At 56.3% G+C, this 26,554-nt stretch carries 46 protein-coding genes; 28 read left to right on the top strand and 18 right to left on the bottom strand.

The features are described 5' to 3' along the window. Window positions 1–58: 58 nt before the first annotated feature. The 17 genes from GOW04_RS08400 to GOW04_RS08320 all read right to left on the bottom strand — a co-directional run bounded on the left by GOW04_RS08400 (window position 59) and on the right by GOW04_RS08320 (window position 7,553). On the bottom strand, window positions 59–790 hold the full coding sequence (locus tag GOW04_RS08400) for a Lar family restriction alleviation protein (RefSeq protein WP_171232210.1): 732 nt from the start codon (window positions 788–790) through the stop codon (window positions 59–61). Further along, a complete protein-coding gene (locus GOW04_RS08395) occupies window positions 783–1,106 on the bottom strand; it encodes a hypothetical protein (protein WP_171232209.1) in 324 nt (107 codons plus the stop codon). Before GOW04_RS08395 ends, GOW04_RS08400 begins: the two co-directional genes overlap by 8 nt. Window position 1,107: 1 nt before the next feature. Next, entirely contained in the window at window positions 1,108–1,569 is a 462-nt protein-coding gene (locus GOW04_RS08390; protein WP_171232208.1) for a hypothetical protein, read from the bottom strand. 99 nt (window positions 1,570–1,668) lie between these two features. Next, the gene (locus GOW04_RS08385) at window positions 1,669–1,986 is read right to left on the bottom strand and encodes a nuclease domain-containing protein (protein WP_171232207.1); all 318 of its coding nucleotides are present in this window, start codon (window positions 1,984–1,986) and stop codon (window positions 1,669–1,671) included. Continuing rightward, window positions 1,983–2,339, bottom strand: coding sequence for a hypothetical protein (locus GOW04_RS08380; RefSeq protein ID WP_171232206.1), 357 nt, complete (start codon window positions 2,337–2,339; stop codon window positions 1,983–1,985). Before GOW04_RS08380 ends, GOW04_RS08385 begins: the two co-directional genes overlap by 4 nt. Continuing rightward, window positions 2,336–2,674 carry a hypothetical protein gene (locus GOW04_RS08375; protein WP_171232205.1) on the bottom strand — a complete coding sequence of 113 codons (339 nt, stop codon included), beginning with the start codon at window positions 2,672–2,674 and terminating at the stop codon, window positions 2,336–2,338. Before GOW04_RS08375 ends, GOW04_RS08380 begins: the two co-directional genes overlap by 4 nt. A gap of 160 nt (window positions 2,675–2,834) precedes the next feature. Further along, window positions 2,835–3,266: a single-stranded DNA-binding protein gene (ssb, locus tag GOW04_RS08370; RefSeq protein ID WP_171232204.1), complete on the bottom strand. Its 432-nt coding sequence runs from the start codon at window positions 3,264–3,266 to the stop codon at window positions 2,835–2,837. A gap of 1 nt (window position 3,267) precedes the next feature. Continuing rightward, on the bottom strand, window positions 3,268–3,882 hold the full coding sequence (locus GOW04_RS08365) for a lambda exonuclease family protein (RefSeq protein ID WP_171232203.1): 615 nt from the start codon (window positions 3,880–3,882) through the stop codon (window positions 3,268–3,270). After that, window positions 3,875–4,489: an ERF family protein gene (locus GOW04_RS08360; RefSeq protein WP_171232202.1), complete on the bottom strand. Its 615-nt coding sequence runs from the start codon at window positions 4,487–4,489 to the stop codon at window positions 3,875–3,877. The genes GOW04_RS08365 and GOW04_RS08360 overlap by 8 nt, the downstream gene beginning before the upstream one ends. Before the next feature lie 156 nt (window positions 4,490–4,645). After that, window positions 4,646–4,963: a hypothetical protein gene (locus tag GOW04_RS08355; protein WP_171232201.1), complete on the bottom strand. Its 318-nt coding sequence runs from the start codon at window positions 4,961–4,963 to the stop codon at window positions 4,646–4,648. Continuing rightward, window positions 4,960–5,382 carry a hypothetical protein gene (locus GOW04_RS08350; protein WP_171232200.1) on the bottom strand — a complete coding sequence of 141 codons (423 nt, stop codon included), beginning with the start codon at window positions 5,380–5,382 and terminating at the stop codon, window positions 4,960–4,962. Before GOW04_RS08350 ends, GOW04_RS08355 begins: the two co-directional genes overlap by 4 nt. Further along, entirely contained in the window at window positions 5,375–5,566 is a 192-nt protein-coding gene (locus GOW04_RS08345; protein WP_171232199.1) for a hypothetical protein, read from the bottom strand. Before GOW04_RS08345 ends, GOW04_RS08350 begins: the two co-directional genes overlap by 8 nt. Next, window positions 5,563–6,642 (bottom strand): hypothetical protein, encoded by a 1,080-nt coding sequence (locus tag GOW04_RS08340; RefSeq protein WP_171232198.1) that lies wholly within the window; start codon window positions 6,640–6,642, stop codon window positions 5,563–5,565. Before GOW04_RS08340 ends, GOW04_RS08345 begins: the two co-directional genes overlap by 4 nt. After that, a complete protein-coding gene (locus tag GOW04_RS08335; protein WP_171232197.1) occupies window positions 6,639–6,794 on the bottom strand; it encodes a hypothetical protein in 156 nt (51 codons plus the stop codon). Before GOW04_RS08335 ends, GOW04_RS08340 begins: the two co-directional genes overlap by 4 nt. Continuing rightward, window positions 6,791–6,928, bottom strand: a complete 138-nt coding sequence (locus GOW04_RS08330) for a hypothetical protein (RefSeq protein ID WP_171232196.1) — start codon at window positions 6,926–6,928, stop codon at window positions 6,791–6,793. The genes GOW04_RS08335 and GOW04_RS08330 overlap by 4 nt, the downstream gene beginning before the upstream one ends. Before the next feature lie 2 nt (window positions 6,929–6,930). Next, window positions 6,931–7,212 (bottom strand): hypothetical protein, encoded by a 282-nt coding sequence (locus GOW04_RS08325; RefSeq protein ID WP_171232195.1) that lies wholly within the window; start codon window positions 7,210–7,212, stop codon window positions 6,931–6,933. Then, a complete protein-coding gene (locus tag GOW04_RS08320; protein WP_171232194.1) occupies window positions 7,209–7,553 on the bottom strand; it encodes a hypothetical protein in 345 nt (114 codons plus the stop codon). The genes GOW04_RS08325 and GOW04_RS08320 overlap by 4 nt, the downstream gene beginning before the upstream one ends. 271 nt (window positions 7,554–7,824) lie before the next feature. Between GOW04_RS08320 and GOW04_RS08315 the strand changes: the two genes are divergently transcribed. Continuing rightward, a complete protein-coding gene (locus tag GOW04_RS08315; RefSeq protein WP_171232193.1) occupies window positions 7,825–8,319 on the top strand; it encodes a hypothetical protein in 495 nt (164 codons plus the stop codon). A 169-nt stretch (window positions 8,320–8,488) separates the two neighbouring features. On the opposite strand, the gene GOW04_RS08310 is transcribed toward GOW04_RS08315, so the two are convergent. After that, complete coding sequence (locus GOW04_RS08310) at window positions 8,489–8,902, bottom strand: helix-turn-helix transcriptional regulator (RefSeq protein ID WP_171232192.1); 414 nt, start codon at window positions 8,900–8,902, stop codon at window positions 8,489–8,491. A gap of 297 nt (window positions 8,903–9,199) precedes the next feature. Here GOW04_RS08310 and GOW04_RS08305 point away from each other — a divergent pair, with 297 nt between their 5' ends. From GOW04_RS08305 to GOW04_RS08175, 27 genes are all read left to right on the top strand, one after another. Then, the gene (locus tag GOW04_RS08305) at window positions 9,200–9,751 is read left to right on the top strand and encodes a class I SAM-dependent methyltransferase (protein WP_171232191.1); all 552 of its coding nucleotides are present in this window, start codon (window positions 9,200–9,202) and stop codon (window positions 9,749–9,751) included. Further along, window positions 9,751–10,188 (top strand): hypothetical protein, encoded by a 438-nt coding sequence (locus GOW04_RS08300; protein ID WP_171232190.1) that lies wholly within the window; start codon window positions 9,751–9,753, stop codon window positions 10,186–10,188. Before GOW04_RS08305 ends, GOW04_RS08300 begins: the two co-directional genes overlap by 1 nt. A gap of 41 nt (window positions 10,189–10,229) precedes the next feature. Continuing rightward, the gene (locus tag GOW04_RS22210) at window positions 10,230–10,454 is read left to right on the top strand and encodes an HNH endonuclease (protein ID WP_171232189.1); all 225 of its coding nucleotides are present in this window, start codon (window positions 10,230–10,232) and stop codon (window positions 10,452–10,454) included. Next, on the top strand, window positions 10,451–11,212 hold the full coding sequence (locus GOW04_RS21765) for a hypothetical protein (RefSeq protein WP_174830312.1): 762 nt from the start codon (window positions 10,451–10,453) through the stop codon (window positions 11,210–11,212). The genes GOW04_RS22210 and GOW04_RS21765 overlap by 4 nt, the downstream gene beginning before the upstream one ends. After that, window positions 11,130–11,558, top strand: a complete 429-nt coding sequence (locus GOW04_RS08285) for a hypothetical protein (protein WP_171232188.1) — start codon at window positions 11,130–11,132, stop codon at window positions 11,556–11,558. Before GOW04_RS21765 ends, GOW04_RS08285 begins: the two co-directional genes overlap by 83 nt. After that, a complete protein-coding gene (locus tag GOW04_RS08280) occupies window positions 11,555–11,905 on the top strand; it encodes a hypothetical protein (RefSeq protein WP_171232187.1) in 351 nt (116 codons plus the stop codon). The genes GOW04_RS08285 and GOW04_RS08280 overlap by 4 nt, the downstream gene beginning before the upstream one ends. Then, entirely contained in the window at window positions 11,905–12,486 is a 582-nt protein-coding gene (locus GOW04_RS08275; RefSeq protein WP_171232186.1) for a helix-turn-helix domain-containing protein, read from the top strand. Before GOW04_RS08280 ends, GOW04_RS08275 begins: the two co-directional genes overlap by 1 nt. Continuing rightward, complete coding sequence (locus tag GOW04_RS08270) at window positions 12,483–13,136, top strand: hypothetical protein (RefSeq protein WP_217356905.1); 654 nt, start codon at window positions 12,483–12,485, stop codon at window positions 13,134–13,136. The genes GOW04_RS08275 and GOW04_RS08270 overlap by 4 nt, the downstream gene beginning before the upstream one ends. Before the next feature lies 1 nt (window position 13,137). Further along, a complete protein-coding gene (locus tag GOW04_RS08265; RefSeq protein WP_171232185.1) occupies window positions 13,138–13,341 on the top strand; it encodes a hypothetical protein in 204 nt (67 codons plus the stop codon). A gap of 202 nt (window positions 13,342–13,543) precedes the next feature. Continuing rightward, on the top strand, window positions 13,544–13,795 hold the full coding sequence (locus tag GOW04_RS08260; protein WP_171232184.1) for a hypothetical protein: 252 nt from the start codon (window positions 13,544–13,546) through the stop codon (window positions 13,793–13,795). Between the two features lies 1 nt (window position 13,796). Next, a complete protein-coding gene (locus GOW04_RS08255; RefSeq protein WP_171232183.1) occupies window positions 13,797–14,639 on the top strand; it encodes a phosphoadenosine phosphosulfate reductase family protein in 843 nt (280 codons plus the stop codon). Further along, complete coding sequence (locus tag GOW04_RS08250; protein WP_171232182.1) at window positions 14,636–14,950, top strand: hypothetical protein; 315 nt, start codon at window positions 14,636–14,638, stop codon at window positions 14,948–14,950. Before GOW04_RS08255 ends, GOW04_RS08250 begins: the two co-directional genes overlap by 4 nt. 1 nt (window position 14,951) lies before the next feature. Beyond that, complete coding sequence (locus tag GOW04_RS08245; protein WP_171232181.1) at window positions 14,952–15,500, top strand: hypothetical protein; 549 nt, start codon at window positions 14,952–14,954, stop codon at window positions 15,498–15,500. Window positions 15,501–15,911: 411 nt separating this feature from the next. Beyond that, window positions 15,912–16,064, top strand: a complete 153-nt coding sequence (locus tag GOW04_RS08240; RefSeq protein ID WP_171232180.1) for a hypothetical protein — start codon at window positions 15,912–15,914, stop codon at window positions 16,062–16,064. Then, window positions 16,061–16,270: a hypothetical protein gene (locus GOW04_RS08235; RefSeq protein ID WP_171232179.1), complete on the top strand. Its 210-nt coding sequence runs from the start codon at window positions 16,061–16,063 to the stop codon at window positions 16,268–16,270. The genes GOW04_RS08240 and GOW04_RS08235 overlap by 4 nt, the downstream gene beginning before the upstream one ends. Before the next feature lie 32 nt (window positions 16,271–16,302). After that, window positions 16,303–16,599, top strand: a complete 297-nt coding sequence (locus GOW04_RS08230) for a hypothetical protein (RefSeq protein ID WP_171232178.1) — start codon at window positions 16,303–16,305, stop codon at window positions 16,597–16,599. 190 nt (window positions 16,600–16,789) lie between these two features. Further along, window positions 16,790–18,073, top strand: a complete 1,284-nt coding sequence (locus GOW04_RS08225) for a phage terminase large subunit (RefSeq protein WP_171232177.1) — start codon at window positions 16,790–16,792, stop codon at window positions 18,071–18,073. Between the two features lies 1 nt (window position 18,074). Further along, window positions 18,075–20,171, top strand: a complete 2,097-nt coding sequence (locus GOW04_RS08220; RefSeq protein ID WP_171232176.1) for a hypothetical protein — start codon at window positions 18,075–18,077, stop codon at window positions 20,169–20,171. After that, complete coding sequence (locus GOW04_RS08215; RefSeq protein ID WP_171232175.1) at window positions 20,168–20,383, top strand: hypothetical protein; 216 nt, start codon at window positions 20,168–20,170, stop codon at window positions 20,381–20,383. Before GOW04_RS08220 ends, GOW04_RS08215 begins: the two co-directional genes overlap by 4 nt. After that, entirely contained in the window at window positions 20,370–21,341 is a 972-nt protein-coding gene (locus tag GOW04_RS08210; RefSeq protein WP_171232174.1) for a hypothetical protein, read from the top strand. The genes GOW04_RS08215 and GOW04_RS08210 overlap by 14 nt, the downstream gene beginning before the upstream one ends. 27 nt (window positions 21,342–21,368) lie before the next feature. Next, on the top strand, window positions 21,369–22,313 hold the full coding sequence (locus GOW04_RS08205; protein WP_171232173.1) for a DUF5309 family protein: 945 nt from the start codon (window positions 21,369–21,371) through the stop codon (window positions 22,311–22,313). Window positions 22,314–22,536: 223 nt separating this feature from the next. Continuing rightward, the gene (locus GOW04_RS08200) at window positions 22,537–22,818 is read left to right on the top strand and encodes a hypothetical protein (RefSeq protein WP_171232172.1); all 282 of its coding nucleotides are present in this window, start codon (window positions 22,537–22,539) and stop codon (window positions 22,816–22,818) included. Beyond that, window positions 22,818–23,405: a hypothetical protein gene (locus GOW04_RS08195; RefSeq protein ID WP_171232171.1), complete on the top strand. Its 588-nt coding sequence runs from the start codon at window positions 22,818–22,820 to the stop codon at window positions 23,403–23,405. The genes GOW04_RS08200 and GOW04_RS08195 overlap by 1 nt, the downstream gene beginning before the upstream one ends. Continuing rightward, window positions 23,402–24,865 (top strand): hypothetical protein, encoded by a 1,464-nt coding sequence (locus GOW04_RS08190; RefSeq protein ID WP_171232170.1) that lies wholly within the window; start codon window positions 23,402–23,404, stop codon window positions 24,863–24,865. Before GOW04_RS08195 ends, GOW04_RS08190 begins: the two co-directional genes overlap by 4 nt. After that, entirely contained in the window at window positions 24,865–25,254 is a 390-nt protein-coding gene (locus GOW04_RS08185; protein ID WP_171232169.1) for a hypothetical protein, read from the top strand. The genes GOW04_RS08190 and GOW04_RS08185 overlap by 1 nt, the downstream gene beginning before the upstream one ends. Next, window positions 25,251–25,646 (top strand): hypothetical protein, encoded by a 396-nt coding sequence (locus GOW04_RS08180; RefSeq protein ID WP_171232168.1) that lies wholly within the window; start codon window positions 25,251–25,253, stop codon window positions 25,644–25,646. The genes GOW04_RS08185 and GOW04_RS08180 overlap by 4 nt, the downstream gene beginning before the upstream one ends. Window positions 25,647–25,783: 137 nt before the next feature. Next, window positions 25,784–26,554 (top strand): tail fiber domain-containing protein, encoded by a 771-nt coding sequence (locus GOW04_RS08175; RefSeq protein ID WP_171232167.1) that lies wholly within the window; start codon window positions 25,784–25,786, stop codon window positions 26,552–26,554.

Here is a 26,554-nt window from a genome sequence, read left to right as displayed (position 1 = left end):
ATCAAGCCAATGAGCCAATACTCTATGTGGCACTTTTCCCTAATGTACGCAGCCAACATCACTCATCCCCCGCTAGAGAACGCAGGGCTTCGTCGTGTTCGCGCTTCAATATAGGCAGCGCGCCCAAACATTCCTCAACTGACCTGCGAGAGAGAAACAGTCCGTCAGAACCATACAAGTGGAACAGACCTTCGTCGCCTTTTTGGATTTGGTATTCGACGACAACGTTTCCGGTAAGGTCCGCTTCCTTCACGCTCTGCTGTTCCGTGGCCAACGGGTGGCGAAGTGTCGGGTTACACGTTGGGCAATTCTCTGCCATTTCAGCAGTCATGTGTATGCAGGTTCCAGCCATAGGGTCGCTCGGCTGTTCCGTGGCGGGCTGTGTGCCGGGGGCGGCTTGTGATGGTTTCCAAGCAAACGGCTTTACCTCTATTTCCCTAAACTCATATTGGCGTTGGTCCGCTGGCCCTCCACGATAAAAAACAGCGGGCGCAAAATACTTGTCCTTGTGTCGAATGGCTGGGCCAGTGGTTGGATCGTCGGTGTCGCCCCACGCCACATCATGAAAGTTGACATCTGTCGGTCCCTTCGGCGCGCTATCCATATCCCGCCATCCGGCCTCTGGTGCGGGGGTGCGTGTGTTCCAGGCGTATACCGCTTCTTCAATGGTACTACACTCAGGTCCGTTTGCATCACAGCCCTCGCAGTACACAAATGGCCGTTCCGCACTCATCTGCTTTATGCCTTTGCCGCCACAAAACGGGCACGGCTCTATGCGTGTGTCAGTCATTGCTTTGCTCCTTTAGGGCTTGGATGTGTTCGGCAGCGCTGTCCGCGTAGATGATGTCTCGCTGGCGGCACTTCGCTATTGCCTCATCCAGCCCCTGAAGGCGTCCTTGTTCACGTTTCAGGTTGGATATTTTCAACGTGTCTCTGACCTGTTGTTCCAACTCTTCCACACGGGCTGAGAGGGCGCGGAGCATGTCGGCGGTCTGTTCCATGACCTTTACGTCATGGTCAGTAACTTTAAGCCCGGCTGAAATTGCGATTTCTGTCAAATCCTCTTTGATAAGACGCTCAACCGCTTCTTTACTGATATCAGTCATATCACCACCCCCAGCCGCCAAAGACGCCGACGGCGGTCTCATTGCCGTCCGTGCTGATCATCAGGCCCAGGTCGGCACTGCCAATGCTGCGGGAATAGCCGATGGTTCCGACTGTCTCGCCGTCATAGAGCGCCAGCCCCCCGCCGATGTAGTTGTCCCGCGACAGGTCCATTTGCAGGACGGACTGGCCCAGAGCGATGTTCGCAGTATTCGCGGCCCGTGCTGCTTGTGCCCGTGCCTCTGCCAGCCCATTGCGGACGCTCTGCAAGCCCGCGCGGTTTTCAGCAATGCCGGTTTCATACGGCTCGTATAGCGACGGGTGCAGCGGCTTCGGATCGGGCCGCTCTGACTCACCACAGATCCCGTCAACGATACAAAGCTCCTGCTCGTGCGTGATTTCAGCCGCCAAAGGTGCGGCCAGCGTTGCAATAAATGCTGAGCAAGATAGCAGGTTGCGAACCATTGTTGTACTCCCGATCAATGTGTTAGGTGTTTCTGTGACTAACATATGTTAAATAAATTAGCATTACAAGGCGTAATGCCGCTTAAGATGGAACTGGCGTTAGGGCGTCAGTGTTCCGAAATGCGCGTAGACAGCGCATTGAGTGCGCCAAATGGCCCCGTATAGATCCGCCAGCGAAACCTTATGCTCGTTTGCGTGACAGCCAGCGCACCCGTGGTATCCCCAGAAATCATGAGGCTTTTGCGCTGTTCCGGTCCCGGTTTTCCGGCGGGAATGACAGAGGTTCGTTGTCGCCCAATTCCAGTTGCACCAATCAGATTTCATCTGGCATTCTTTGCCCATGGCGAACTTGCGCAGGTCGTCGGAAACGAACATTTCGACCTTTTGGCCGAGAGGTGGTTTACCCATGAGGCTCATGCCGCAAGCCTCCTGTATTCGTTCCCTTTCCCACGCTCCATAGACAGGCGCTCATACCAAAACTTCACCCTCGGCGGTTGGGTAAAAGCGTAGATAAAAGGCGCTCCGAAATAGTAGTTAGAGGCTTTTCTGATGGTCGCCCCTGACGCTATGGCCGTATCAACGATTAGGACCTTGCTGCCCCGCATTCTCTTGAACGGAATGAACGGAATACCCAGAAAATGACTGGCATAAACCGAGGCAATCGCCCCCGATCTGCCCGGCCCGGTTACAAAGTCCGCGCCAGTAAACCCGCGCAGCGCGTCACAAAGCTTTGCTTCAAACTCATCTGCTTCCACGATGCGAATACTCATGGCGCTCTCCTCAGATTGGCGTTCAGAGACCGGAACAGTTCGATCAGCGTCTCTGCAGCCTTTCGGGTTCCCATTGCTCTCTCGTGAGCCACTACGGCGGCAATGTGCTTATTCACGGCGTCCAGGTGGTACTCAGACGCTTTTGCGGCCTGTCTGCGCGCTTCGGCGCTCCCCTCTGCCAGATCAAATTCTATGGCCTCGGCCCGCTTCACCATGTATTCGGCGCGGTCCCTCTCGCCCTTGAGTTCGGCAATCACTGCGGCGTTCTCGACAAGCCATTCTGCTGCCGCTTGCGCGCGCTCGGCTGTGATTGGGCCTTTGATTTCGAAGGTCATTTCCAGCACTCCCGTAGTTGGGCGTATTTCGCGTCGTATTCGGCCTGTAGTTCGTCAGACCAACGCCCCTCCCCCACTGCCCAACTGCGTAGGGCATAGAGGACAGCAGTCGAAGTCTCGGAAGCTATCTTGCGGGAGAGGGCGGAGGTCTGCGGGTTCATTAGAACGGGATCTCGTCGTCGTGGACGCCGCCAGACGCCGGGGCCGGTGACTGGTCATAGCCGCCCTGATTGTCGCTCTGCTTGCCATCCAGCAGCGTTAACTCACTCTTGAACGGGCGCAGCACAACCTCTGTGCTGTAGCGGTCTTGGCCGCTCTGGTCCTGCCACTTGCGGGTCTCAAGCTGGCCTTCGATGTAGACCTTGGACCCTTTGCGCAGGTACTGCTCGGCAATGCGGGCCAGAGGCTCGGAGAAGATGGCAACGTTGTGCCATTCCGTGCGTTCTTTGCGTTCACCTGTGTTTTTGTCCTTCCAAGTTTCAGACGTGGCGACATTCAGGTTGCAGACCTTGCCGCCGTTTTGGAATGTGCGGGTTTCCGGGTTGCGACCCAGATTACCTACGAGAATGACCTTGTTTACTGAGCCAGCCATTTTATGCGGCCTCCTTAGAAATTTTATCGAGGGTTTCGGTTGTCTGATCGACGCTGGCGAGAAAACGTGTCACCGCCTCGGTGATTTCCTCGGCAAGCTCTGCGTCCCTATCCACCCGCGCGATGAATAGTTGGAGTTCAGGCGGGAACGATGGGCAGAACGAAACAAAGTCGCACCATTCCCGCCCCGTGCAGACCATCTGCCACTGCATTTGCAGCAGGTACTTCCGGTCGATGCTTTTGCCCATCAGCGTCTTGATGTGGGTCGCGGGCTGTGGGCACTTGATTTCAACCAGGCCATCAGACCCGATAATGCCATCCGGGCTTGCCCCTGACATTTCAATCGTTGGGTGCGGGATGAACCCGACCTCCTCGACATCGTTGCCGCTCGTCAGTTCATACATCGCCCGCGCCCGTGGTTCGGTGTCTGTGCCGTGCTGCATTGCAGCGCTGGTGAACGTCTCTGTCGGTTGCCCGGTCAGGCGTTCACAAACAAGCTGCGCCTGATAGTTCTGGAAACCTGCCGTTGTCGGCTTCATCATCACGTCAGCGATGCGCGAAGCTGTAACTTTGCCGAGACGATCCGCGAACCACTCTGCTGTTCCTTGTTCAGACATTCTCGGCCTCCTGCGCCTTCTTGGCCTGAATGGTTGTGTCCAGCTTCTTTACGGCGCTTCCGAACTTTTCAGCCGGAAATTGCTGCAAGTCGCCGCACCCGTAGGCGCGGCAAAGCTTGTCCTCTGCTACTCCAGCCGCTTCGGCTAGGTCGCGCAGCCTGATGAACTGAGCTGGGCTGACGGTTGCCTGTGCCTTCGGTGCAGCCTTAGCGGCAGCGTTCCCATCGTCATCCTCCGGCGCAATCCCGGCCATCGTCATCAGCCCATATCGGCGGGCGTATGTGACTGCCGATCCATATCCCTGCATGTCGTTCTTTTGCAGAATCAGTGGTACTTCACACTCCAAGGTGTCGCCGGATTCACTGTGAATGAGGATAGTCTTCACATAGCGACCGTGATCCCCTTCACCAGTGGGCTGAATAACAGCAATGCCGTGCTTGTTCAGGGCTGGCATACAGGCGTCCATGACATTGCCAAGGTCGGCATATTTGCTGCGGAAATGGGGGTTGTCCGACTGTTTCAGCGCCTTCCCCATTTCCATTTGGGCAGCAACCAGCGCAGCGGAAATCCCTTTGTGGCTGGCTTTAATACTCTCTTGCTTTGACATATCTCGCCTCCTTTCAGGGCTGCGTAATCTGGTTGACCCCAGCAGGCACGGTCGGGAGGAAACCCGCGCTGCTGGGGCCTGTCTCACCCGGTACGGTGGCGGGTGAAATCAGGGATAGGCACAGGAATATTGCCGCGAAAAATCCGAAATCAGCGGTCATAGCCCCACCATCCATTCGAAAAACTCCCGATACATGGCGTCGGCCACCAGCAGCGTGAACACGCATGTCCCGGCTGCGATGAGCATCAGCCATACAGGCGGCAATGCCCCGGCAAAGCGGTCCCGTCGGATCTGCGGCGCGTTCATGCGCTCAAACGCCTGCGGGATTGTATGGAGAGGGTGCCCCGCACGGTGGGGAGAATAGGGGGCACCCTCAGACGCGCTGCCCAGGCACTGGTTAACAACCGAACAACACTCGGTAACATTGGGCTGCGCGTATTCTGACTGGTTTGGGGATGAGGTGATGTAGGTCATGACTCACCCCGCGCTAGAGAACGCAGGGCGGTCTCAAATGAGTGAACCTCAATATGATCCCAATCCCCGGTCATGCTGTGGGCCAAGCGCACCACGGCCTCGACGTCAACCCGCGCCGCTTCCTTCACGCTCGGCTGTTCCGTGGCTGGTTCTGGTGCGGGGGTGAGGGCGGATAGGATGCGGCGTTCGTAATCGGCTTGGGCGACGGCTTTGGCTTCTTCCACAGAGTCGCACGGAATGCTTTTCAAGCCGCCACCCTTCGGAAATTGGATAAGGCAATAGTGCTGTCCCGGAACAACACCGGCTTCATAGAGCAACCGCCCGTCCATATCCCGCGCCGTATCGCGCAGGTGTTGACCATTAATTGTCGTCGGCAGCCACTCCAAAGGCTTCACGGCAATCCCGCGTTTCTCAGTCATTGATCCGCTCCACAGTAATCACGTCGCCGTTCTCGTTCGTGAACGTGCCAGACACAGGGGCACCATCCGCCATGGGCAGAATGAGCTTGTGCGTGTCTTGCTTGTCCGGGGTGGTGGCGGGGGCGTTGTCGAAATACTCGAACGATCCGTCATAGCCGCCGTAAAGGGTGATTGTGCGGGTCATGACGAGACCTCGACAAGCTTGCCGCCCTTGGCCTCGTACCACGTGTCGGGTTTCAATCCGTCCTTGCCGATGCAACCTGTAGCGAATCCGCAGCAGTCACCGTTTTCGTCATATTCAGCGACGGACAACCAGGTCCCATCCTGGCCTCGCACCTTTGCGTTGTATCCCGCACTTGCTACGACGGACTTTTGCCCAGATACGTCAATCTGTGCGTAGTTACCGCTGGACCCGATCTTTGCGTAGTAACCGCTGGACCCGATCTGTGCGGAGTAACCGCTGGACCCGATCTGTGCGTAGTTACCGCTGGACCCGATCTGTGCGTAGTAACCGCTGGACCCGATCTGTGCGTAGTAACCGCTGGACCCGATCTGTGCGGAGTTACCGCTGGACCCGATCTGTGCGTAGTTACCGCTGGACCCGATCTTTGCGGAGTAACCGCTGGACCCGATCTGTGCGGAGTTACCGCTGGACCCGATCTGTGCGGAGTTACCGCTGGACCCGATCTGTGCGTAGTTACCGCTGGACCCGATCTTTGCGTAGTAACCGCTGGACCCGATCTGTGCGTAGTTACCGCTGGACCCGATCTTTGCGGAGTTACCGCTGGACCCGATCTGTGCGGAGTTACCGCTGGACCCGATCTGTGCGGAGTTACCGCTGGACCCGATCTGTGCGGAGTAACCGCTGGACCCGATCTGTGCGGAGTAACCGCTGGACCCGATCTGTGCGTAGTTACCGCTGTCTTCATTCTTGCCCTTAGCGGCTGAAACAATCCAATCGACGCATTTTTTGACGAACTCCCCAGCACTAAGTTCAGCCTTAATGGTGATTTTCCCGGCGGCAATCTTGCTGTCACCACTGCTTTTTTTGTCCGTATCGCCCTCAAGGGAAACCATGGCGTACTTCACGTCACACGGGCCATAATACGACCACACGTCCATGGGATTTTCGCAGGCGTGGAACCCTGACCCACATATACGCACATCCCCGTCGTGTTCGTAGGTTTTGCCAACTTCGAACTGAAAGTCGCGGCAGGTCCAATCTGAGTTAAACCCTTTGTAAGCAGTGATTTTGCTCATCGAATAATCTCCCCACGGCGAAAGGACTGGATCAGACGCCCCGTCCAGAGCTTGCCGTTGCACTTGATGGTTGCAGTGTTGTGTAGGGGCTGGCTTGCTACGAGCTGGCCCTGAATGACGATGTGCGGGCTGATCTGGATGCAGCGGATCATGACTCGGCCTCATCACTACGATCTTCGCCTTTGGATTCAGTGGCTACTTCCCGACGGTCTTTGAGGCTTTTCAGGCGCTGCTTCATTGCCTCTTGGCGGCGTTCTTCAATACCTGGAGTGGTGAAGGGAACCATTATTAATCTCCAACTTCGTACACGTATGAGCCGCCGTAGCGACGACCACTGGACAATGACTTCCGGCGAATGGTGATTTTCCCTGCCGACAGTGCCGCGTCGATCTGCGCTTCGACAAACTCATCGGGTGTTGCCCGCAACCATTTCTTGATCTGGGTGGCGGTTACCGGGCTTTTGCGAGGGCCGCGAACGCCGCGAACAAAGCGGACGATCTCACACTGACAGGCAACCGCGCCATTCTTGCACCTAGGGTCAGCGAAGTTCACAACGTGTGCCGTTCTCATGACTGCGCCTCCTTCCGCTCGTCGTAACGGTCGTCGGAGCCGTAGCCGAGGGCCTGCATTTCGTATTCTTCAATGCGATAGATTGCGCTCCATCCAATCAGGCGGCTTGCTGCCTCACGGTCGCGGTACGTCTTGTCGCCCTCGGGTTCCTCGATAGCGATCCCGGCGACCTCCATACCGTCGTCATACTTGTTGGCTTTGAGAAATGCGGTTGCGGTCTCGCCGCGCTCGTTCTCTGGATCGGTTTCTTCCAACCAGATATCGGTAATGTCGATAATACGGTCGCAGACGGCCCAATCGGGAGCTGCCTTCTGACCTGCAATGATGCGTTCGTAAAACATGGTATCAATCTCCCGTTGATGATCCTAGAATATGTTAGGATCGCCATCAGTGTCAACAACAAATGATAAAAAATTTATCACCACGGGTTAACATATGCCAAGGAGAGCCATGCGACGGGCGAATACCAGCCATGCCACACGTTAGCGTTATTATGTCTTGATCGTTTGGTCAAAAAGCGCATTTAGGGCGTGCAAAAACGCAAAAACCCAAAGGAGATAAGGGGAAATCCCCCCCCCCGCAAGTATCAGGAAAACAAGGACTAAATGCCGCATGACGAAGGAACAACTGACTGATAGCGAAACTGTCGTTCTCAGGATGCAGTTTCGCACAATGATCCTGTTCCAGTATTTAAGCTGGGACTCATACTATAGGCGGATCGGGCAGGTACTGCTGGGGTTCGCGCCTGGGACCGGAACCACTATCCACGGGATAAGCCGAGTTACCAGGATTCCGAGAAAAACCGTGAGGCGAAAGCTGGCCGCGATGATTGAGAATGACCTTGTTCAGAAAAACGAAGAAGGCCACTACTCCCACACAGAATTTGGCAGATCCATGCATATAAGGACATGGCGCGATATTATGGCTGTGGCGCGGGGTGAGCAAACGGGGCTGAGCAAAAGCGTCCTGACGGATCTGCGCAACATGCCCACATTCACCGGATACGACTACCCGTTTCTTGCGAACGTCGCATTCGACAATAACGCGAACATGGACATTGAGCCTAGGACAAAAATACCCAGAAACTCAATACCGTCTGTGACTTAACATGGGGGGCATCGCGCCCCCCCTTTTGCTTGACGCACAACTTTTAGGCGCATCTAAAGATGATGTTAATAGATTTTTGTAATATGAGGGGCTTGATGGAACGTGAAGAAATACTGATTGACGGCGCGAGACGCACCGGCATGACAATCGACTTTTTACACGATTTAACTCACAATCTTTCGCGCCAAGCCTTGCGCAAGGTCATTGGCAATGCGTCGTCGATCCCCTCATACAGGAAGTCGAGCGACAACCCGTATTTCTTCCGCAGGGCCAATGCGCCGTCCAGCGAAAGCCGATGATTCCCAGCTTCCCAGAGTGAATATGTGGTGCGTTTGACGCCGATTGCCTCAGCGTAATCCGCCTGAATCATTCCCTCTACGTCCTCACGGTGCCAGCGCAACCGCCGCGCTATGGGAAGAAATGGTTTGCTATCTTTCGGAGTCATGGCGCGGATTGTCTTTGCTTTCCGCACCAGAGGCAACGACGGCTTGTTAGCTTTTGCTGTGTTAGACTTATTGACAAGTGATGGATAATTTAGCATTGTGCGTTTATGGCTAGACGCACCACCAAGCAAATCGTTCATCATATCACCAATACAATAGGGTCCGACGCAATTTGCGCCGGGCTCCAGGTTAGCCCGTCATCTGTCCGTTATGCGCGGCACAAGGGGAAGTTCTCCGCTTGTTGGTACAGCGGCCTTTCCGAAATGTGTGCCGAGGCAGGAATTACCTGCCCGAAAAGCGCTTTTACTTTCCGTCCCCGTGTCAAAAACGTGGGGAATGGTAGCGGCAAAAACAAGGGCCGGGTAAGAAAATCCGTACCAAATCGCCGATCCAAGGCGAGTAAGCCCGCCCCACTCAACCGCGTTGAGGCCGGGTAAATGGGCAAGCGATCCGATTTCGAGCGCATCCCGCGCGACTTCTATCCGACGCCACGTGAAGCGGTGGTGCCGCTGGTGCCGCACTTGCCGAGCTTATGTTCTTATTGGGAGCCCTGCGCGGGTGATGGCGCTTTAATAAAGGCAATCAACGAGCAGACACGCGGCGATGTGGAGTGCGTGGCTTGCTCTGACATTGAGCCGCGCGGCCTAACGTCTTGGATGCAGAAGGTTGACGCGCTCAAGGCCGGGGCGGTTGCTGTAGAGTTTGTTGGTGCAGACTACATCATCACCAACCCGCCGTGGGATCGGAAAATCCTGCACCCGATGATCGAGCATTTCTCAGCAATGCGCCCTACATGGCTGCTGTTCGATGCCGATTGGATGCACACCAAGCAATCCGCGCCATTCATGCCATGGCTGCGTAAGGTCGTTTCTGTTGGTCGGGTGAAATGGATCCCTGACAGCAAGTACACAGGCAAGGATAACTGCTGCTGGTATCTGTTTGACCAACACGCAGAAGGCCCAACCGAATTTGTAGGGCGGGCTGCGTAATGGGAAGCCTCAGCCGTACAAAAGGGGCCGCTTATGAGCGTGAGGTAGCCAAAGAGCTATTCGACCTCACAGGCATCACCTTCGCCCGCAACCTGCGCCAATACCAGCAGGCCGGGAATGATGACCTGATCCCAGATGATCCGGCTTTCCCATTCTCACCAGAACTCAAGCGCCGCGCCAAGGCATACACCTGCGCCGACGAGTGGAAGCAGCAGGCCACAAAAGCCGCAGAGAAGCAGGGGAAGCTGCCAGCGGTTATCTGGCGGGGCGACCACATGAAAAGCCGCGTGAGCGTTCCTATGCGGGCTTTCTGCGCGGCCTTTCCAGCGGATCAGTGGGTTGACCTCAGCCTAGAGGGCTTTGCGCTCCTGGCTCGGGAAATCATGGCAGGCGCAGCACTCACGGAAACTATCGAGCATAGAGGAGAAGTGGGGTGAGTCGACGGCAGTCAATTAGTTGGCGTGTGCGTGGTCTAGTGATGGCCCGACACTTCCTTGGCGGGAAATTTATTTGCCATTGGTGCTGTGAACGCCTCTCTCACAAGGAAGTGGTGATCGACCACTTTGAGCCGATTGCGTTAGGTGGCAGCGATGACCCAGAAAACCTAGTGGTCTCTTGTGCGCGCTGCAATGGGTGGAAATCTGACAGAACGCCACAAGAAGCAGAGGGCGTTATCAACGCGCGATTGGAGGCCGTTAAATGAGCGGCACCGTCAACATATCCCGCGACATTTGGCACGACGCCGCCTTTAAGCCTGAACCTTTCACCGAGCGTGAAGCCTGGATCTGGCTTGTTATGGAAGCCCGGTACAAACCGGGTGAGCGCCGGGTAGGCAATGTGGTAGCGCACCTAGACAGAGGCCAGCTTGCTGCTTCCGTGCGCTTCATGGCTGAGGCGTGGGGATGGACGAAATCCCGTGTCGATAGGTTTCTAAAGCGGTTAGAAAATCGGGACATGATCGGGACAGACAGCGGGACAGGTCTGAACATCATAACCGTTTGTAAATATGATGAATATCAAGCTCCGTTAGTAAAAGCGGGACAGCCTAAAAGTCAAAAGCGGGACAGCAGTGGGACAGCAGCGGGACAGCAGCGGGACAAACCTAATAAAGGGGTAATAAAGGGGAAAGAAGGGAATGACTCTTTTGATGAGTTTTGGTCCATCGTTCCTCGCAAAGTCGCCAAAGGTGACGCCCGAAAGGCCTATGCCCGTGCGCTGAAAAAAACCGACAGCGCCACTCTCTTCTCAGCAATGAAAGCTTACGCAGCAACGCGAGTGGGGCAGGACGAAAGATACACCAAGCATCCCGCAAGCTGGCTCAATGCTGAGCAATGGGAAGACGCTCAGCCACAACTTACCCCGATCAATGGAGGCAACAATGAATCTCCCAACAGCACAGACCGGCTTCAACGCGTTATCACCGCAGCAGCAACAGGAACATCGGGCAAAGATTGGGGTTAGGGCGCAGGCCATTCTAGGCCAGTTCTGGCACGACGCCGACACCCCTGACGCCGTTAAGGCCATCGAGATCGAGGGCTGGATGGACGTTCTGGAAAACTGCTCGCATTCCGAGATCCGCGATGCATGGCGCGACTACCAGATTGACAGCAAGAACCGCACATCGCGGGGGCGGCTGGCAAAGCCGGATGCCGGAGCATTGCGGGCGATAATCCTCCGTAAACGACCAAAGCCGCAAGTGGTCAAGGCCCCTGAGCCGGAACCCGAGCCGCGCGTCACGAAAGAGCAGGCGGCGAAAATTCTTGAGGAGGCCGGTTTCAAGCCCCGCAAGTTTGGGGGTGCGTCATGAACGCTATGGAGAAACTGGCGGCGCAAGAATGCGCAGCGGCGAAACGTCTGTGGGAGTTCGGCGGCAGTGACCGTTACCCGGCTTCTTTGCCGGTACGCCCGCGCCCTAAGCCTGCGCCAAAGCTGGAGCCCGTCGTCAGCATCACCGAGGAAATCCCAGCTGGAATGCCTGCCTTCGATGAGGCTCTGGAACACGTGAACTGGTGTCGAATGCAGGGCATGTCACCGCAGGACGTGTGCCGCTCCATTAACTCATCGCACCTCGCGGATAGCTGGGGCGGCGCAGTCGCAATCCTCGAACGGTACATCGTGAAGATGCGCAAGAACGAAAATCGGAAGCAAGGCTAATGACCGCATACAACCACGCAGAATTCAGCATTGAGAACAGCAAGCGGGTTCCCCTCACCGATGAGGAACGCCGTTTGATTGACGAGGAAGTGGCCGCTGGCAGGGTCCAGAAAATCCCGACAGGCAAATCCGCTCTGGACGAAGAATATATCTGGGGAAAGACAGCGCGGGGATATGAAGGCCTTGTTCGGAAAAACCCACTGACGCGCGCCGAGGCCCTGGCGAAGTTCAAGAAACGTTTGGGCAGCAGCGTCAGGATTGACGCGAGAGTGGCTGAGCGCCGCGCCGAGGTTCTGCGCCTGACACGCGAGGGCTTTACCGCTCAAGTGATTGCCGACTTCCTCGGATGCAGCAGCGCGGCTGTCAAAAAAGACCGGAAGTATTGGCAGGATAACAATGAACTCCCGAAGCTATCCAGCTCGGGCGGGTTGAGCCAGGACGACATTCAGCAGCGCCGCGCAAAGGTTTTAGAGATGATCAAGGCGGGCATGTCTCACAGCCAAATTGCGGCTCATCTCGGCGTCGGGAAGGGCGCGGTTGCCAACGACCGCGCCGTTTTGAGGGCGGAGGGCAAGCTGTGACACTCAAACAGCAAATTGCAGCCCTGTTCGTCCAGACAGGCGGAAGTTACTACAACCTCCCCGGCGTGGAAGCTTGGGATGAAGACAGGGACGCCAGAATGTATGGGGGGCCGCATCCTGTAGTCGCCCACCCCCCGTGCCAGAGATGGGGGAAGATGTGGAAGGGGCAGCCCGGCAACATCAAGCGCGGTAAGGTCGAGCGCAAAGGTGACGACAAGGGCTGCTTCAAGTCGGCGCTGTTCGATGTTCGCGCATACGGCGGGGTCCTTGAGCATCCTTGGGGGAGTCATGCCTGGGCGCATTTCGGGCTGAACAAGCCGCCGCGCTCAGGGGGATGGGTCAAAGCAGACGCCTACGGGTGGACATGCTGTGTTGAGCAGGGGCGATACGGGCACTACTGCCCAAAGCCTACCCTTCTATATGCCGTTCAGGTCGATCCTCTCCCGGATCTTCGTTGGGGTGTGACCAAGGTGAGGGACGAGGACTTCCCCCCGGAAGCGGTGGCCAAACACGGTATCGAGTATTGCCGGAAGGCTGGGCTCATGGCGTTCAAGGGCGGTGGGAAAGACAGCACGGCCCGGATCGCAACCCCGCCAGAGTTCAGGGACCTGCTGGTCTCAATGGCCCGGTCAGTGAAGCGGGGGGCCTGACATGACACTCAAACAGCTAAAGGCCCAGATATTCGCCCTATGCACTCAGAACGATACACAGGCCGCAACCATCAAGCGCCAGTGGATGGAGATATCCAACCTATCGAAAGAGCGGGACTACTGGCGCCGAGAGGCCGAGAGACAGGCCAACAGGAAACCAACGCGGGAAGAAATCCACGAGGAAATATTCGGAGGGCATGAGTGATGCTTGAGGCAATTTGGATCGCAACAATAGTTGTCGTTACTTGGGTATTTGTAATCTATGCCGCAATGGTTGCCATGGATCGATTGCGTTGGTGGGCTGATGCCGGACTCGCGGCGATAATTCCAATGGCCGCCGTTGCAGTCCCAGTAGCCACTTTTGTGGCGGGCTGTGTTTTGTGGCTATTCATTTGAGGGGCGCAGTGATGGACCGGATCACAATCACCGACCACGCCCTAGAGCGCTTTCAGCAGCGCTTCGGCGTCAAGTGCAGCCGGGAGGGCCTCGCCTCTGTTCTCTGGTCCTATCCCATCGTCCGGCTGGGCGTGGAAATGGCCGAGAAAAAGCCGATTGAGGACAGGTTCACCGAATGGCGGGCAAAGATCCGCAACGAAAACATACAGGCCGTATTCCGCCGCAACGCGGTTGTGACGGTCTATCCGATTAGGGGGCAGTGATATGGGTAATGAACAGTTGAAACCCTACACCCTTCCGCAAGGCAACGTGCAGATTTGCTTTAGTGGGGGGCGTACTTCGGCTTACATGCTGCATCAAGTCTTAGAGGCCAACGGTGGCTTGCCTGATCGTGCTAAGGTGATTTTCGCCAACACAGGCCGAGAAATGCCCGAGACGTTGGATTTTGTGCAAGAGGTTTCTGACCGGTGGTCCGTTCCTATTGTTTGGGTTGAGGACGCAAAGCGCGGCAGCGGCCAATTGTTTGATGTGGTTTCACACAATTCAGCCAGCCGCAACGGCGAGCCTTTCGCACGGCTAATTGAGCGAAAGAAGGCTTGCCCTGACCAGTCAAAACGCTTCTGCACTGAAAACCTAAAACTCTTGCCCGCAAGACGGTTTCTGATGACGCAAGGATGGACGAATTGGACAAATGCTTTGGGCATCAGGGCTGACGAGACGCAGAGGGTTAAGCCCTCGCCCGATAAGCGGGTTGTGCGGTGGTTCCCATTGGCTGACGCGGGCGTTTCGAAGCGTGATGTTTTGGCATGGTGGGGGCGACAGGATTTTGATCTGTGTGTCCCTGATGGATTGGGGAATTGCGATGGGTGCTTCCTTAAATCAGAAGCGACCCTTGCGGCATTGGCGCGTGATCATCCAGACCGGCACCAATGGTGGGTTGATATGGAAAACAAAGCCTCTGCGCTCACGGCTAACCCAAATGGGGCGAGGTTCCGAGACCAGTATACCCGCGCCGAGTTGGGAAGATTTGTAGAGCGGCAAGGCGACTGGATTTTCGAAACCGAAGGCGCGCTTTGCCAAGCGGGTCATGGGGAGTGCACAGGATGACTGATTGCAAAACCTTAACCTATCGCATTTGGATTGGCGGCAACTATGACGACGCCGTGAGGACTGTTCGCGAGTTCTGCCAAGAAGGCGCTTGCTTCGCAGTCCAGCCCGCCGATTTTGTCTACACAGGCGGGATGGAGTCTGGGGTTTGCGTGACCTTGATTAATTATCCGCGCTTCCCAAAGGAGGCGGCAGAGCTGGAGGTTTTTGCCGGTCGGCTGGCAGACCTACTCAAGGCACGGCTTTTTCAAGATAGCTACAGCATAGAAGGCCCCGAGCGCACTGTTTGGGTCACAACAAGGGGGCAGTGATATGGGATTCAACGCAGCAACCCAGATCGACGGTCGTCTCAGAAACCACGACTGGCGGCGCACCATTGCAGAGGGCGTAGAGCTGGCAAAGGGCCAGATCCGCTCTGACGTAACCATGGATGAAACCCACGTCATGTGGGCGCTTCTGTGCGAGGCTGCCGAGGTATCAAAGATTGCCTATAGCGGGCCGCCCAGAACAGGAATGCCGAGCAAGTCGGCCTTGCCCGAGGCCCCGGACGACGTGACCCAATGGCAGCGCATTTCGGCCTATCTGCGCGGTGAAGTCGAGGAACTGCCGGAAATAGAGGCGCGCGCCCCGCGCCCATCAGCGGAACAGGTCACGCGCTCAGAGATTATCCTGGAGGTTTGGCACCGTTTCTGCATCAACCGATTTGGTGAGCGGTCGAAGATGAAAAAGGCGGTGTACCTGAAAGCCTGCGGGATGCCTGACCGCAAGGTGAGGACTGTAACCGGCATGACCAAGCAGCGCATCCACTCGGCAAAGAAAGAGGCAATGCAAGATATGTGGGAAATTATCAGGAAGTATTGACTATGCGACTAAATTTGCTATGATGCTTGGCATAATCAGATGAAGTATGCGCGATTTTAGAGTTTCGCGTTATTATCATCACAACGGGATGGCTCGCCTAAAAGCAGGTGGGCCATTTTGAATCCGCCCTTTGGTGGTGTGTTGTGGTTCGTAACTGTTCGAGCCAACTTGCAAGGCGGCACACCTCCTGAGCGCGGCGCAGAGACCGGACGACCAGCCGGTATAGATCACAAAGCCGAGACAAATAGCGCACTCGGTCACGCGCTCAACAAACCAAAAAACTGTTGAACACGCCGGAGTTGATCACCGGCACGAACCCGCCCCGCCTCTCAACGATGCGCCTCTGGGCGGGTCACTAGTACGCTGCGCCAGCCCAGCGGAAACAGGCTGGCAACCAACCTTCCCGAGGACATGATGGACCCAGACGAAGAAGCCCCGCTGTTCTTTGAATTCGAGGTTGATGAAGAGGGGTACACGCTCTGCACAAACATGACAGACGAGCAGGTTGTGGAAATGTTGGTAGAGCAGTTCATACAGCGCAACACGCAGGGGATGGTTCATTGACCCCCACTAACGAGGACTACGCAATCGCCGCTTTTTGCGAGGCAGCGACCAACGGCGTGTCTCATGAAATCATGTGGGCCGCAGTTACCTGCGCACTGGGGGAAGAAACCCGTCGGGTAAACAGCGTCCTACTCGACGCAAACGTAAACGCAGCAATCCAGGCCGGTGAATGGTTGGACCGGGTAGTGGAAACAAACACAAGCTAGAGGCAGGCAACCGGCAACGGACCTGAAAGGCTATGGCTGATAAAAAAACGGACAAAAACAAAATCGGGGCAGGAAAGGCAGGGCCCGGACGCCCCAAGGGCTCACGGAACAAAACCACGGCGCTTATCAAGGACGCCATTATCCAAGCCGCAACAAACGCAGGCAGTGAATACGGCAAGGATGGCATGGTCAGCTATCTGACAGAGCAGGCGCACAAGAACCCCGGCCCGTTCATGGGGCTGCTTGGTAAGGTTTTGCCCGTTCAGTTGGCGGACGCCGACGGTGAGAAGCTGACAATCACCTTGGCACCGGAAACCAAGAAACTTTGACCCTGTATGAAATACGCGCTCGGGACGCGGGGCAACTATCGCTGTGGTTCAATGGGCAGTCTGATCGACACCCGCACGGCTCGTCCGCTTCCCGGTGGATCATACCGTACCAATGGAACAGACGGATCAATGATCCTGAGTGGGGTTGGTGGCTTTGACATTCAAGCTCAACCCCGGCCAGCGTCGGGCAATGGACACAGTCCTTACCAAGGGGTTCCGTTACAATCTCCTGTATGGTGGCTCACGCTCTGGCAAGTCTGCACTGCTGGTTAGCTGCGTTCAAGACAGGGCGTTGCTAGCGCCGGAGTCACGGCACCTAATTGTTCGTAAGGAAATGTCAGCGGCCCGCGTGTCTATCGCAATGGACACGTTCCCGAAGATGTGGCGCTTGAGATACCCGGACATCCCGCCGCCCACGTTTCACAAGCTGGACGGTGTTTGGGAGTTCCCGAACGGTTCAGAGATATGGCTTGGCGGTCTGAACGACGACAAGGCCGTTGAGAAGATGCTTGGCCGGGAATACGCCACGATACACGGGGAAGAAATCAGCGAGTGGCCCTATCACTGGTTTACGCTGCTACGCTCCCGCCTCGCGCAGGTAGTGGACACTCTTGAGGGTGAGCCGCTTTCTCAGCGCTTCTACGGCACACTGAACCCAACAACGCGGATGCACTGGACCTATCGCCTGTGGCGCGAAGGGATAGACCCGCAAGACGAAGTGCCAATTGACCGCAGCCAATACGCCTATTGCGTGGTCAACCCGTATGACAACCAAGCCAACCTGTCAGGGGATTACCTGGCGGACTTGGAGGCGCTGCCAGAGCGGCAGAAAAAGCGCTTCCTGCTGGGTGAGTACGTCGCTGACGACGAGAACGCTCTGTGGCGTCGTGAGTTCATTCACCGTTCGGTATTGCAGGACGATGGCGACTGGCCGGTCCAGATGCAGCGGATCGTCATCGCGATTGACCCGGCTGTGTCGAATGAGGCGGGTTCGGATGAAACCGGCATCATCGCGGCTGGTCTCGGCAAGGATGGCAACGCGTACATCCTTGCGGATGAAAGCGGCAAGTATCGCCCGGAGGAATGGGCGCGCAGGGCTATCAGCCTTTATCACAGCCTGAATGCGGATCGGATCGTTGCCGAGGTGAACCAAGGCGGTGACATGGTGGAGTCCACGATACGCGCACAGGCCGCAGACGTGCCGTACAAGGCGGTTAGAGCAACAAAGGGCAAGGTTGTAAGGGCCGAGCCTGTAGCGGCGCTGTACGAGCGCGGCAAGGTGTTCCATATCGGGCAATATCCCGAACTTGAAGATCAAATGTGTTCGGTCACAACCGGGTTTGACAAGAAGGTCTCTGGCTGGTCGCCAGATAGGGTTGATGCTCTGGTTTGGGCGTTAACTGACCTGTTCCCGAGCCTGACGCGCAAACAGCACACAGGGCCTATCCCGGTCCCCAAGTTTTCGATGGTGTAAGATGGCAGAAATCAAATCGACTATCTCGCGCCTGATTCAGGACGCGACCAGTACAGATGTGGAGGAAATCCGCTCTGACTTGATGGATCGCTACCTTGGCGAGAAGTACGGCGACGAGAAGACGGGCAAGTCACAGTTCATCTCAACCGACATATCGGACGCAATTGAGGCTATTCTACCTGATATCATGGATGTGTTTACGTCAGCGGAAGACATCCTTGAGTTTGACCCAATAGGGGCGGAGGACGAGGAAGCGGCCAAGCAGGAGACCAAGGTTGTCTCTCACCTGTTCTGGCAAAAGAACCGGGGCTTTGAGAACCTGTATGTCTGGTTCAAAGAGGCGCTGATTGCGCAGAACTCCTATGTCCAGTTCGGGTGGGAAGACAAAGAACGGGTCTCCATCGAGGATTACGAGGGCCTGACCGAGGACGAGCTGTTTGCAATCGCATCGCAGCTTGACGTGGACGACTACGAGATCCTTGACCAGAGCGTGGACGAAGAAACCGGGCGGATCAACGTTAAGATCCGCTGTGTCAAGAAGTCAAAGCAGTACGTCATCGAGGCATTCCCGCAAGAGGAATTTTTCAAAACGCCACGCTGGAACAAGGTTGGCCTCGACGGTGTTCCGTGCTGCGGGCGTCACCGCAAGCTGACACGCGGCGAACTTGAGGCGATGGGCTTTTCCAAGGAAAGCATTGACCGCGCCTTCAACGACGAAGACGAGATTCAGGGACAGTCGCGCAACGACACGCAGGACCACTTCGAAGGCGAGGCCAGCGAGGGTAGCGACACAACCAAGACGGTTCGCGTCTATCAGGCGTATCTGTGGGCGGACCAGAACGGCGACGGGATCAACGAACTGTTGCAGGTATGGGCCTGCGGCGATGGTTCCGAAGTCATGGAGTGGGAAGACGGTAGCGAGGCTATCGAGGAAGTCTCGGGCCTGCCTTTCGCAGCCCTGACGCCGTTTATCATGCCGCACCGCCACGTCGGGCGCTCAATGGCTGAGCTTCTGGACGATATTCAGCAAGTCAAGACCGTCCTGATGCGGACGACGCTCGATAACGTCTACGCCACGCAATACGGGCGTCCTGTTGTTGACCCGGGCAAGGCGACAGAAGACACATTTAGCGACATTGCCAACCCCGCACACGGCGCGCCGATCCGGTACGAGGGGGATGTTCTGAACTACTACGTCCCGCCATCGGTTGCGGGAACAACCTTGCCACTGATCGAGGCGTTTGACGGGGTAAAGGAGCAGCGCGCAGGTGCAACCCGGTACAATCAGGGGCTTGACGCCGAGTCTCTGAACAAAACGGCAACGGGCATTCAACAAATCATGAACGCCGCGCAGAAGAAGACCAAGCTGATTGCGCGCACCTTCGCAGAAACCGGCTTGCGTGACCTGTTCTTGGGCATCCATCGCGACCTGCGGTCGGGTCCGATGAAGGAAATCGCCATGAAGCTGAGCGGCGAGTGGGTCTCGGTCAACCCACGCACATGGAAAGACCGCACTGACATGACGGTGAACGTCGGCATGGGCCGAGGGGATCGCGACGAAAAGCGCGCGTTCTACACCCTGATTGGCCAGGTGCAGGAAAAGCTGATGATGGGCAAATCCCGCATGGTGGACGAGTCCAAAATCTACGCCACTGCCGAGCGCATGGCCGAGACATTCGGTATCGAGTCCGTCGAGCCGTTCCTGCATGATCCGCGCCGCCTGCCCCCGCAACAGGAGCAGCAACAACCGGATCCGGCGCTATTGGTCGCGCAGGCGCAAATACAGAACCTGCATCAGGAGACGGCCAACCGTGCAGCCAAAGACCAAGCCGAGATTGCCCTCAAGCGTGAAGAACTCGCTCTCAAGCGTGAAGAACTGGCAATCAAGCAAGCAGAGGTCCGAAACAAGGGCCTCAAAACTGCGGCAGATGTTCAGAAGGATGCACAAAGGCTGGAGTTGGACCGTGACAAAGCGGTGAATGAAGACGATTTCAAGCGCGACAAGCTGGCTATGGACGCAGTGACCGGCGCTTTGGACCGTGAAGCGCAGGCTTTCATCAGCACCCCGGCAATTCCTCACGATGAGGTCGGGGAATGAGAGCCAAGCGCATTGAGCAAATCCTAAAGGATCAAGATTTTCAGTCAGTCGTCTCTGCCTTCAGGAGCCAACTGACGAAAAAGGTCATGTCTGCGGCAACCTCACAAGAGGACCGTGAGAAGGCATTGGACCTATATCACGCCGTTGATTTAGTCATGAAAGGGCTGATTAGCGCGGCACAAAATCTAGAGGAATCTGATGACAATGGATGAGAACCTGAGCCAGGCAATCTCAGTCGAAGATGCAGCAAGTCTGATGTTCGAGGAACCTGAAAAGGCCACCCCCGAAGCGGACGACGTGACCGATGAGGTCGAAACGGACGAAGAGTCCGGCACCGAGGAACTGGAAGCGGATGAAACGGAAGCCGATGAAGGCCAAGCCGAGGACGACGCAGAAGGCGACGAGGAAACCGATGAAGCCGAAGATGAGGACACCGTCGAAGATGATGACGATCCTGTCTTTGAGATTGAAACGGTAAACGGGAAACAAGAGGTCTCTCTTTCGGATCTGACTGCGGGCTACATGCGCCAGTCTGACTACACGAAAAAGACCATGGAACTGGCTGAACAGCGCAAGACGTTCGAAAGCCAGACACAAGAGGTTTCCCAGATCAAACAGCAGCTTTCCGAAGCTCTGGAATATTGGGCGGTTCCTATGGAACAGGAGCCGAATTGGGCAGAAATTGCACAGGAGCGCACGCCGCAAGAGGTGTTTGCACTCCAGCAAGAATGGACCGAGCGTCAAAAGCGCAAGGAACAGGCAACACAGCACTACCAGGCATTGCAGGCGCAGGAGCGTCAGCGGGTTCAGGCCGAAGAAACGGAAAAGCTTTTCGGAGTTTTCCCCGAATGGCGTGACCCGGCTGTATTCCAGCAGGCAGCGCAAAAGGTGGTTGAGGTGGGTGGCAACTACGGATTCACGCCGGAAGAAATGGCGAGTGTCGTGGACCACCGGATGATCCGAGTCCTTGAGGACGCGCGGAAGTATCGGGAAATTCAATCGGTCAAGCCGAAGGTCACGAAGAAGGTGGCCAAGGCGGCGAAGAAGATGAAACCCGGCTCAAAACCCGACAAAGCAGAGCAGGCGAAGGCGGCACGTCAGAAGCAATTGGACCGCCTGAAACAATCTGGCAGCGTTGATGACGCTGTAAACCTCCTACTTGGAGGCTGAGCGGTCCTGTAATTAGGACTTAGTAAGATGGCACAGCCAACCAACACCTTCGACTCCTACGACTACTCCAACAGTATTCGCGAGGATCTCTCCAACATCATCACCAACGTTGACCCTGATGAAACGCCGCTTTACAGCAAATCGGCCAAGGGCAAGGCGACTTCGACCAACACTGAATGGTTGACTGACGCGCTGCGTGCATCGGCGAACAACGCGCACATTGAAGGTGATGACACTGTAGCGGAAGCGCGCACCGCGCAAACCCGCGTCGGCAACTACACGCAGATCTTCAAAAACGCCGTTGTCATCCCTGACACCGACGAAGGCTTGGACAACGCCGGTAAAGGCCGCGCGATGGCCTATGAAGTGATGAAGGTCGCCAAGGAGCAGAAGCTCGACATCGAGCGCGCCCTGTTCCTGAACAATGCGAAAGTTGCGGGCAACTCGACCACTGCGCGTGAACTTGGCGGTCTGCCGACATGGCTGACAACCAACATCAGCGAAGGCTCTGGAGCCACCTCGGCAACCGGCGCAGGCGCTGCTGCACGTACAGGCGGCACCGCGCGCGCCCTGACCCAGACCATCTTTGACGGTGTGATGGAAAGCGTGTGGAACAGCGGTGGCAAGCCCGACACTGTTTATCTGCCTTCGTCGCAGATGAACGTCGTTCTGGGCTTCACTGGTTCGAACAACCAGCGCGCAACCATCGACGCCAGCAAAACCAAGGTCGTGAACGTCACCGACGTTTACATGACGCCTTGGGGCACCGTTGAGTTCAAAATGGACCGTGAAATGGGTACGGATCAGATGTTCGTCGTTCAGTCGGACATGATCGAAATCCCCCATTTGCGCGGCATGAAGAACGTGGCCCTGGCAAAAACCGGCGACAACGAGAAGCGTCAAGTGACCTGCGAACTGACATTGAAGGTCCGCAACGAAAAAGCACTCGGCGGCATTTACGACCTGTCGTAAGCCAAACGGGGCGTCCCTACGGGGGCGCTCCATCTAGTCGCGCCGAATTCGCGCCAATCGCGCCGCTATCCGCTAATAAGCGAGGCCACCCCCATGAAAGTTGAAGTTCTAGTCTCGTCCATCCGTGGCGAGGAAAACCGGCTGTATCAGCGCGGTATTCAAGACATGCCGAAATCTGACTTTGACGCGATCAAGGCACATAGACCAGAGGCCGTGAAAAAGCATGAAACTAGCCGAAAAAAACCTCCTGCAAGACGGAAAGCTAATCCGGCAAAGGACGTTTGACCCAACCCCGCAGATTGAACAGGCCAAGGCTCTGAGCAGCGCCGGGGTTGATGGATTTTCCGAGAATAAATTGGTCGCTCGCATCCCTAATTGGTTGATTCACGAGTGGCTGAAAGAAGCTGGCGTGTCGCATGACGACCCCGCCGCACAAGACGTTCTGCGCAAGAAGCTGTTGAGCGGTGATGCAGATGCATTTCGTGTCTGGAAAGGTACGTTCTGATGAATTTTGGCGAGCTGAAAGCGGCATTATTGGCAGAGATTGGACGCGCTCCGTCTGACGTTGTGTATCAGCTTGTGACCGCCGACATAAACCGCGAGCTGCGTATCTCGGAGATGGTTGAGACCACCACATTAACCGAGGCAGCGTCTATCACGCTCCCTACGGGCTTTCTGGGGGTTGTTCGGGCCTATCTGGACACAGACCCTCGCATCGCGCTTACCCCCACCACAGGGCAGGCTCTGGACCGTATGCACTACAACGGGAACACCGCCAGAGAGTATGCGATTGAAGACGGGGTGATGTATCTCAACCCCGTGCCGACCACATCGGAGACAATCCACCTGACTTATTACAAGCGGGTTGCGGATCTGTCAGCCGACACGGACACAAACGACATTCTGACCAACCACCCCGCAATCTACATCTACGGTGCCCTGACGCACCATGCGGCATTGAAGCAGGACGCGCAGAAGGCCGCGCTTTGGAAAGCGGCTTATGACATCGCCATTGATGGCGCGATGAAGAACGACACCAAGATCAAGAATGCAGGGGCACCGCTTAAAGTGGCGGTTGGGACCGCGCCGTGATTGCCGAGTATCAATTCGGCTCATGGCTGCCGGACCAAAGCGACTACAAGAACCCCGGCCTTGAGGAATGCAAGAACGCCATTCCTTCACCTCGCGGCTATCATCCCGCATTGGGGTTGCAGGCCACGGGAGACACAATCTCCGGCGAGGTGCTGGGCGCGAAGGAATATGAGCGGGCAGACGGAACAAGCTGCATCGCAGTTGCCACCACCTCGGACTTATACACGGTCATTGGCGGCACGGTAACGGCGGCGGGGCTTGGCTTCTCGCTTACAACCCTGTCACGGTTCAACTTCGAGCCTTTCGGGCCTTCGATGTACGCGACCTGCAAAGAACAGGGCACATATCGCCTCGCGGATATGGAATCTGACGTTTCGTTTACGTCGGCAGTTCCCCCGAGGGCGAACGCGATGGGCCGTGTCGGTGATTTCCTGATGGTCGGGAACATTGTCGATATTGACGCATCAGACCAGCATTACAAGCTGCGTTGGTCGCCATACAACAACCCGCAGGGGTCATGGACGCCAGACATAGCAACCCAGACGGGCGGCGTTGATCTGGATCGGGGGCAGGGCCAGATTGTTGCCATATCGGGCGGCGATTACGGGCTTGTCTTCCAGCAATACGGGATTTCGCGGCTCACGTATTCCGGTGGCGGGTCCGTCTTTGCAAAAGAGAACTTCGAAAAGAACCGGGGTTGCGCCGCACCTCTTAGCGTCGTTCGTGTCGGGCAATACACCTATTTCCTGAGCCATGACGGGTTCTCAGTCACCAATGGTGCAACGGTTGAGACAATCAGCAGGGGTCGCATTTGGAGCTGGTTCACTGAAAACGTCAACAACGCTCAAATTCATCTTGTGAATGGCGCTGTAGACTGGCCGAACCGCTGTGTGGTTTGGACCTTCCCGAGCCTTGGCGGCATCACGCGCGACAAGCAACTCTACTACAATTGGGAAACCAAAGACTGGTCATATGTAGAACGTCAGGTTGATTTCTTTGTAGCGGCCAAGCGTGAAGACATGACGCTTGAAGAAGTGGCAGCGGTCTATCCTGATTTGGACGCAATGACCATTAGCTTAGACTCAACGGCGTTCAAGGCGTCGGGCCGCGCTCTATCCTGCTTTTCCGGGGGTGAGCTGCACACTGTTGATGGGTCCACCTTGGCTGCGTGTTTCGACAGCGGGGATATTCAACCGGCGACGGGCCGACGCACGTTCATCGATGCGGTCACACCTCTGATTAAAGAAGACACAATGACGGTCAAGGCCGCCGTTGGCACTCGGGAGATGATGACAACAACGCCAATTTACACGGCCCCAGCAGCGCAAGGTCCTCTAGGATACTGCCCCGTTGTCGCTGATGGCCGGTATTCCCGCATCAGGATCACGACAGATGCGGGGACGATCTGGGACGATGCTTACGGCTTTCAGGTCAACTATCAACCTGGCGGGGTCTACTGATGGAATTACAGTTTAGACAGGCCCCAAGTGAATTAGCGGCGGTTCAAACCCGCGCGGTTCCGATATCTCACCTGAACGTGACCGCAACCGCGATAGGGTCGGCCCAAACGTTGTTCAGTGTGCGCGAAAACGTGACGCTGGAAATCAAGCGCCTTTCGGTTGTCAATACGACCGGAACGGCGGCAACGCTGTCGCTCTACAGTGTTCCTAGTGGAGGTTCTGCGGGCGTCTCAAACGCGGAACTGGTTGGGTACAGCGTACCGGCGAATACTGCTGTTGATCTGACTGACATTATCGGGGGCCTATATGCCCCGCTAACAACCTTAGAGGTTTTCTCCGGCACAAGTGGCGCTCTGACCGTGCATGGATGGGGCGAAGAAATCCTATGATGATGGTTCCGGTTCCCGCGCATGAGCTGGACAACTGGTTGCCTCATATCGCGTGGCATCTCGGCAGCTTTTGCGAAAACGGGCTTTATGAGCCGGAAGACTTCATTGCGGACATTCGAGACCGCAAGCGGCAACTCTGGATCGCTTGGAACGGGATGGTCAAGGCTGTTTGCCTGACTGCGATAGCCGAGGATCGGCAGAAATCCTGCCTTGTTACCCATTGTGCGGGATCCGGGTTCCGGGATTGGGCTCATATGATCGAAGGGATTGCCAATTGGGCGCGGGCGGAAGGGTGCCAGCGTCTTGAGGCCACAACGCGCCCCGGTTGGGAGAAGGCGCTCAAAAAATTCGGGCTGACGAAAAGTCACGTCGTATTGGAAAAGAGGCTATAATGGGCGGAAGTTCAAAGACCACAACACAGAGGGCAGACCCCTACGGCCCGTCGCAACCAATGATCAATCAGGGTCTGAGCGATGCGCAAAGCCTGTATAACAGGGGCGGTATGCGGATCGACCCGTATGCAGGGCAGATGGTTGCGGGGTTTGATCCGCTTAGAACGCAGGCAATCCAAACCGCGCAGGAATCCGTTGGTAAAAACTTGGAGTCGGCTGATGTTGCGCGCGGCTCCCTCACCGCTATGCTTGGGCAGGGTGCGTTAGAGTCGGCGAAACAGAACGTCATTGAAGGCTTGATGCCCTCGATCAACGCCACATTCGCACATTCCGGCATGACCGGATCCGACCTGCATCAGCAAAACCTGACAAAAGGCCTTTCGACGGGCCTGGCACAGCTTGAGGACAACGCCCTTAACCGGCGGCTGAGCGCGGCCAATGCACTGCAAGGGCTCGGGCAGTTCACCAACAATCAATCCGGCTTCTTGGATCAGTTGGGCACGGGGCGGCAGCAACACGCGCAAGATGAAATCAACGCCGACATGTTGAGGGACCAGCAGACAAAAAGCGCTGATCTTGATGCATTGCGCAACTATCTATCGCTCACATCCGGCGTTGGGAGTGCGTTCGGGGTTCAAACCGCAACACAGAGCGGCGGTAATTCTGGCCTTCTTGGTATTCTTGGCCTTGGTCTGCAAGCGGCACCGCTGCTTTCTGACCGGCGCGTTAAGGAAGATATCAAGCGCGTTGGCGCAATGGACGATGGGACGCCTGTTTATACGTACCGCTACAAGGGCGGGAACACCTATCACATGGGCGTTATGGCAGATGAAGTGGAAGACAAGCACCCCGACGCGGTTGTGACGCTTCCAAGCGGCATTCAGGCCGTGCATTACGGGAGCCTTTGA

The sequence above is a fragment of the Ruegeria sp. HKCCA4812 genome, assembly GCF_013034245.1.
Lineage (GTDB): Bacteria > Pseudomonadota > Alphaproteobacteria > Rhodobacterales > Rhodobacteraceae > Ruegeria.
Note: the sequence above shows the minus strand (reverse complement) of the source record. Positions and strands in the feature narration are given on the sequence as shown.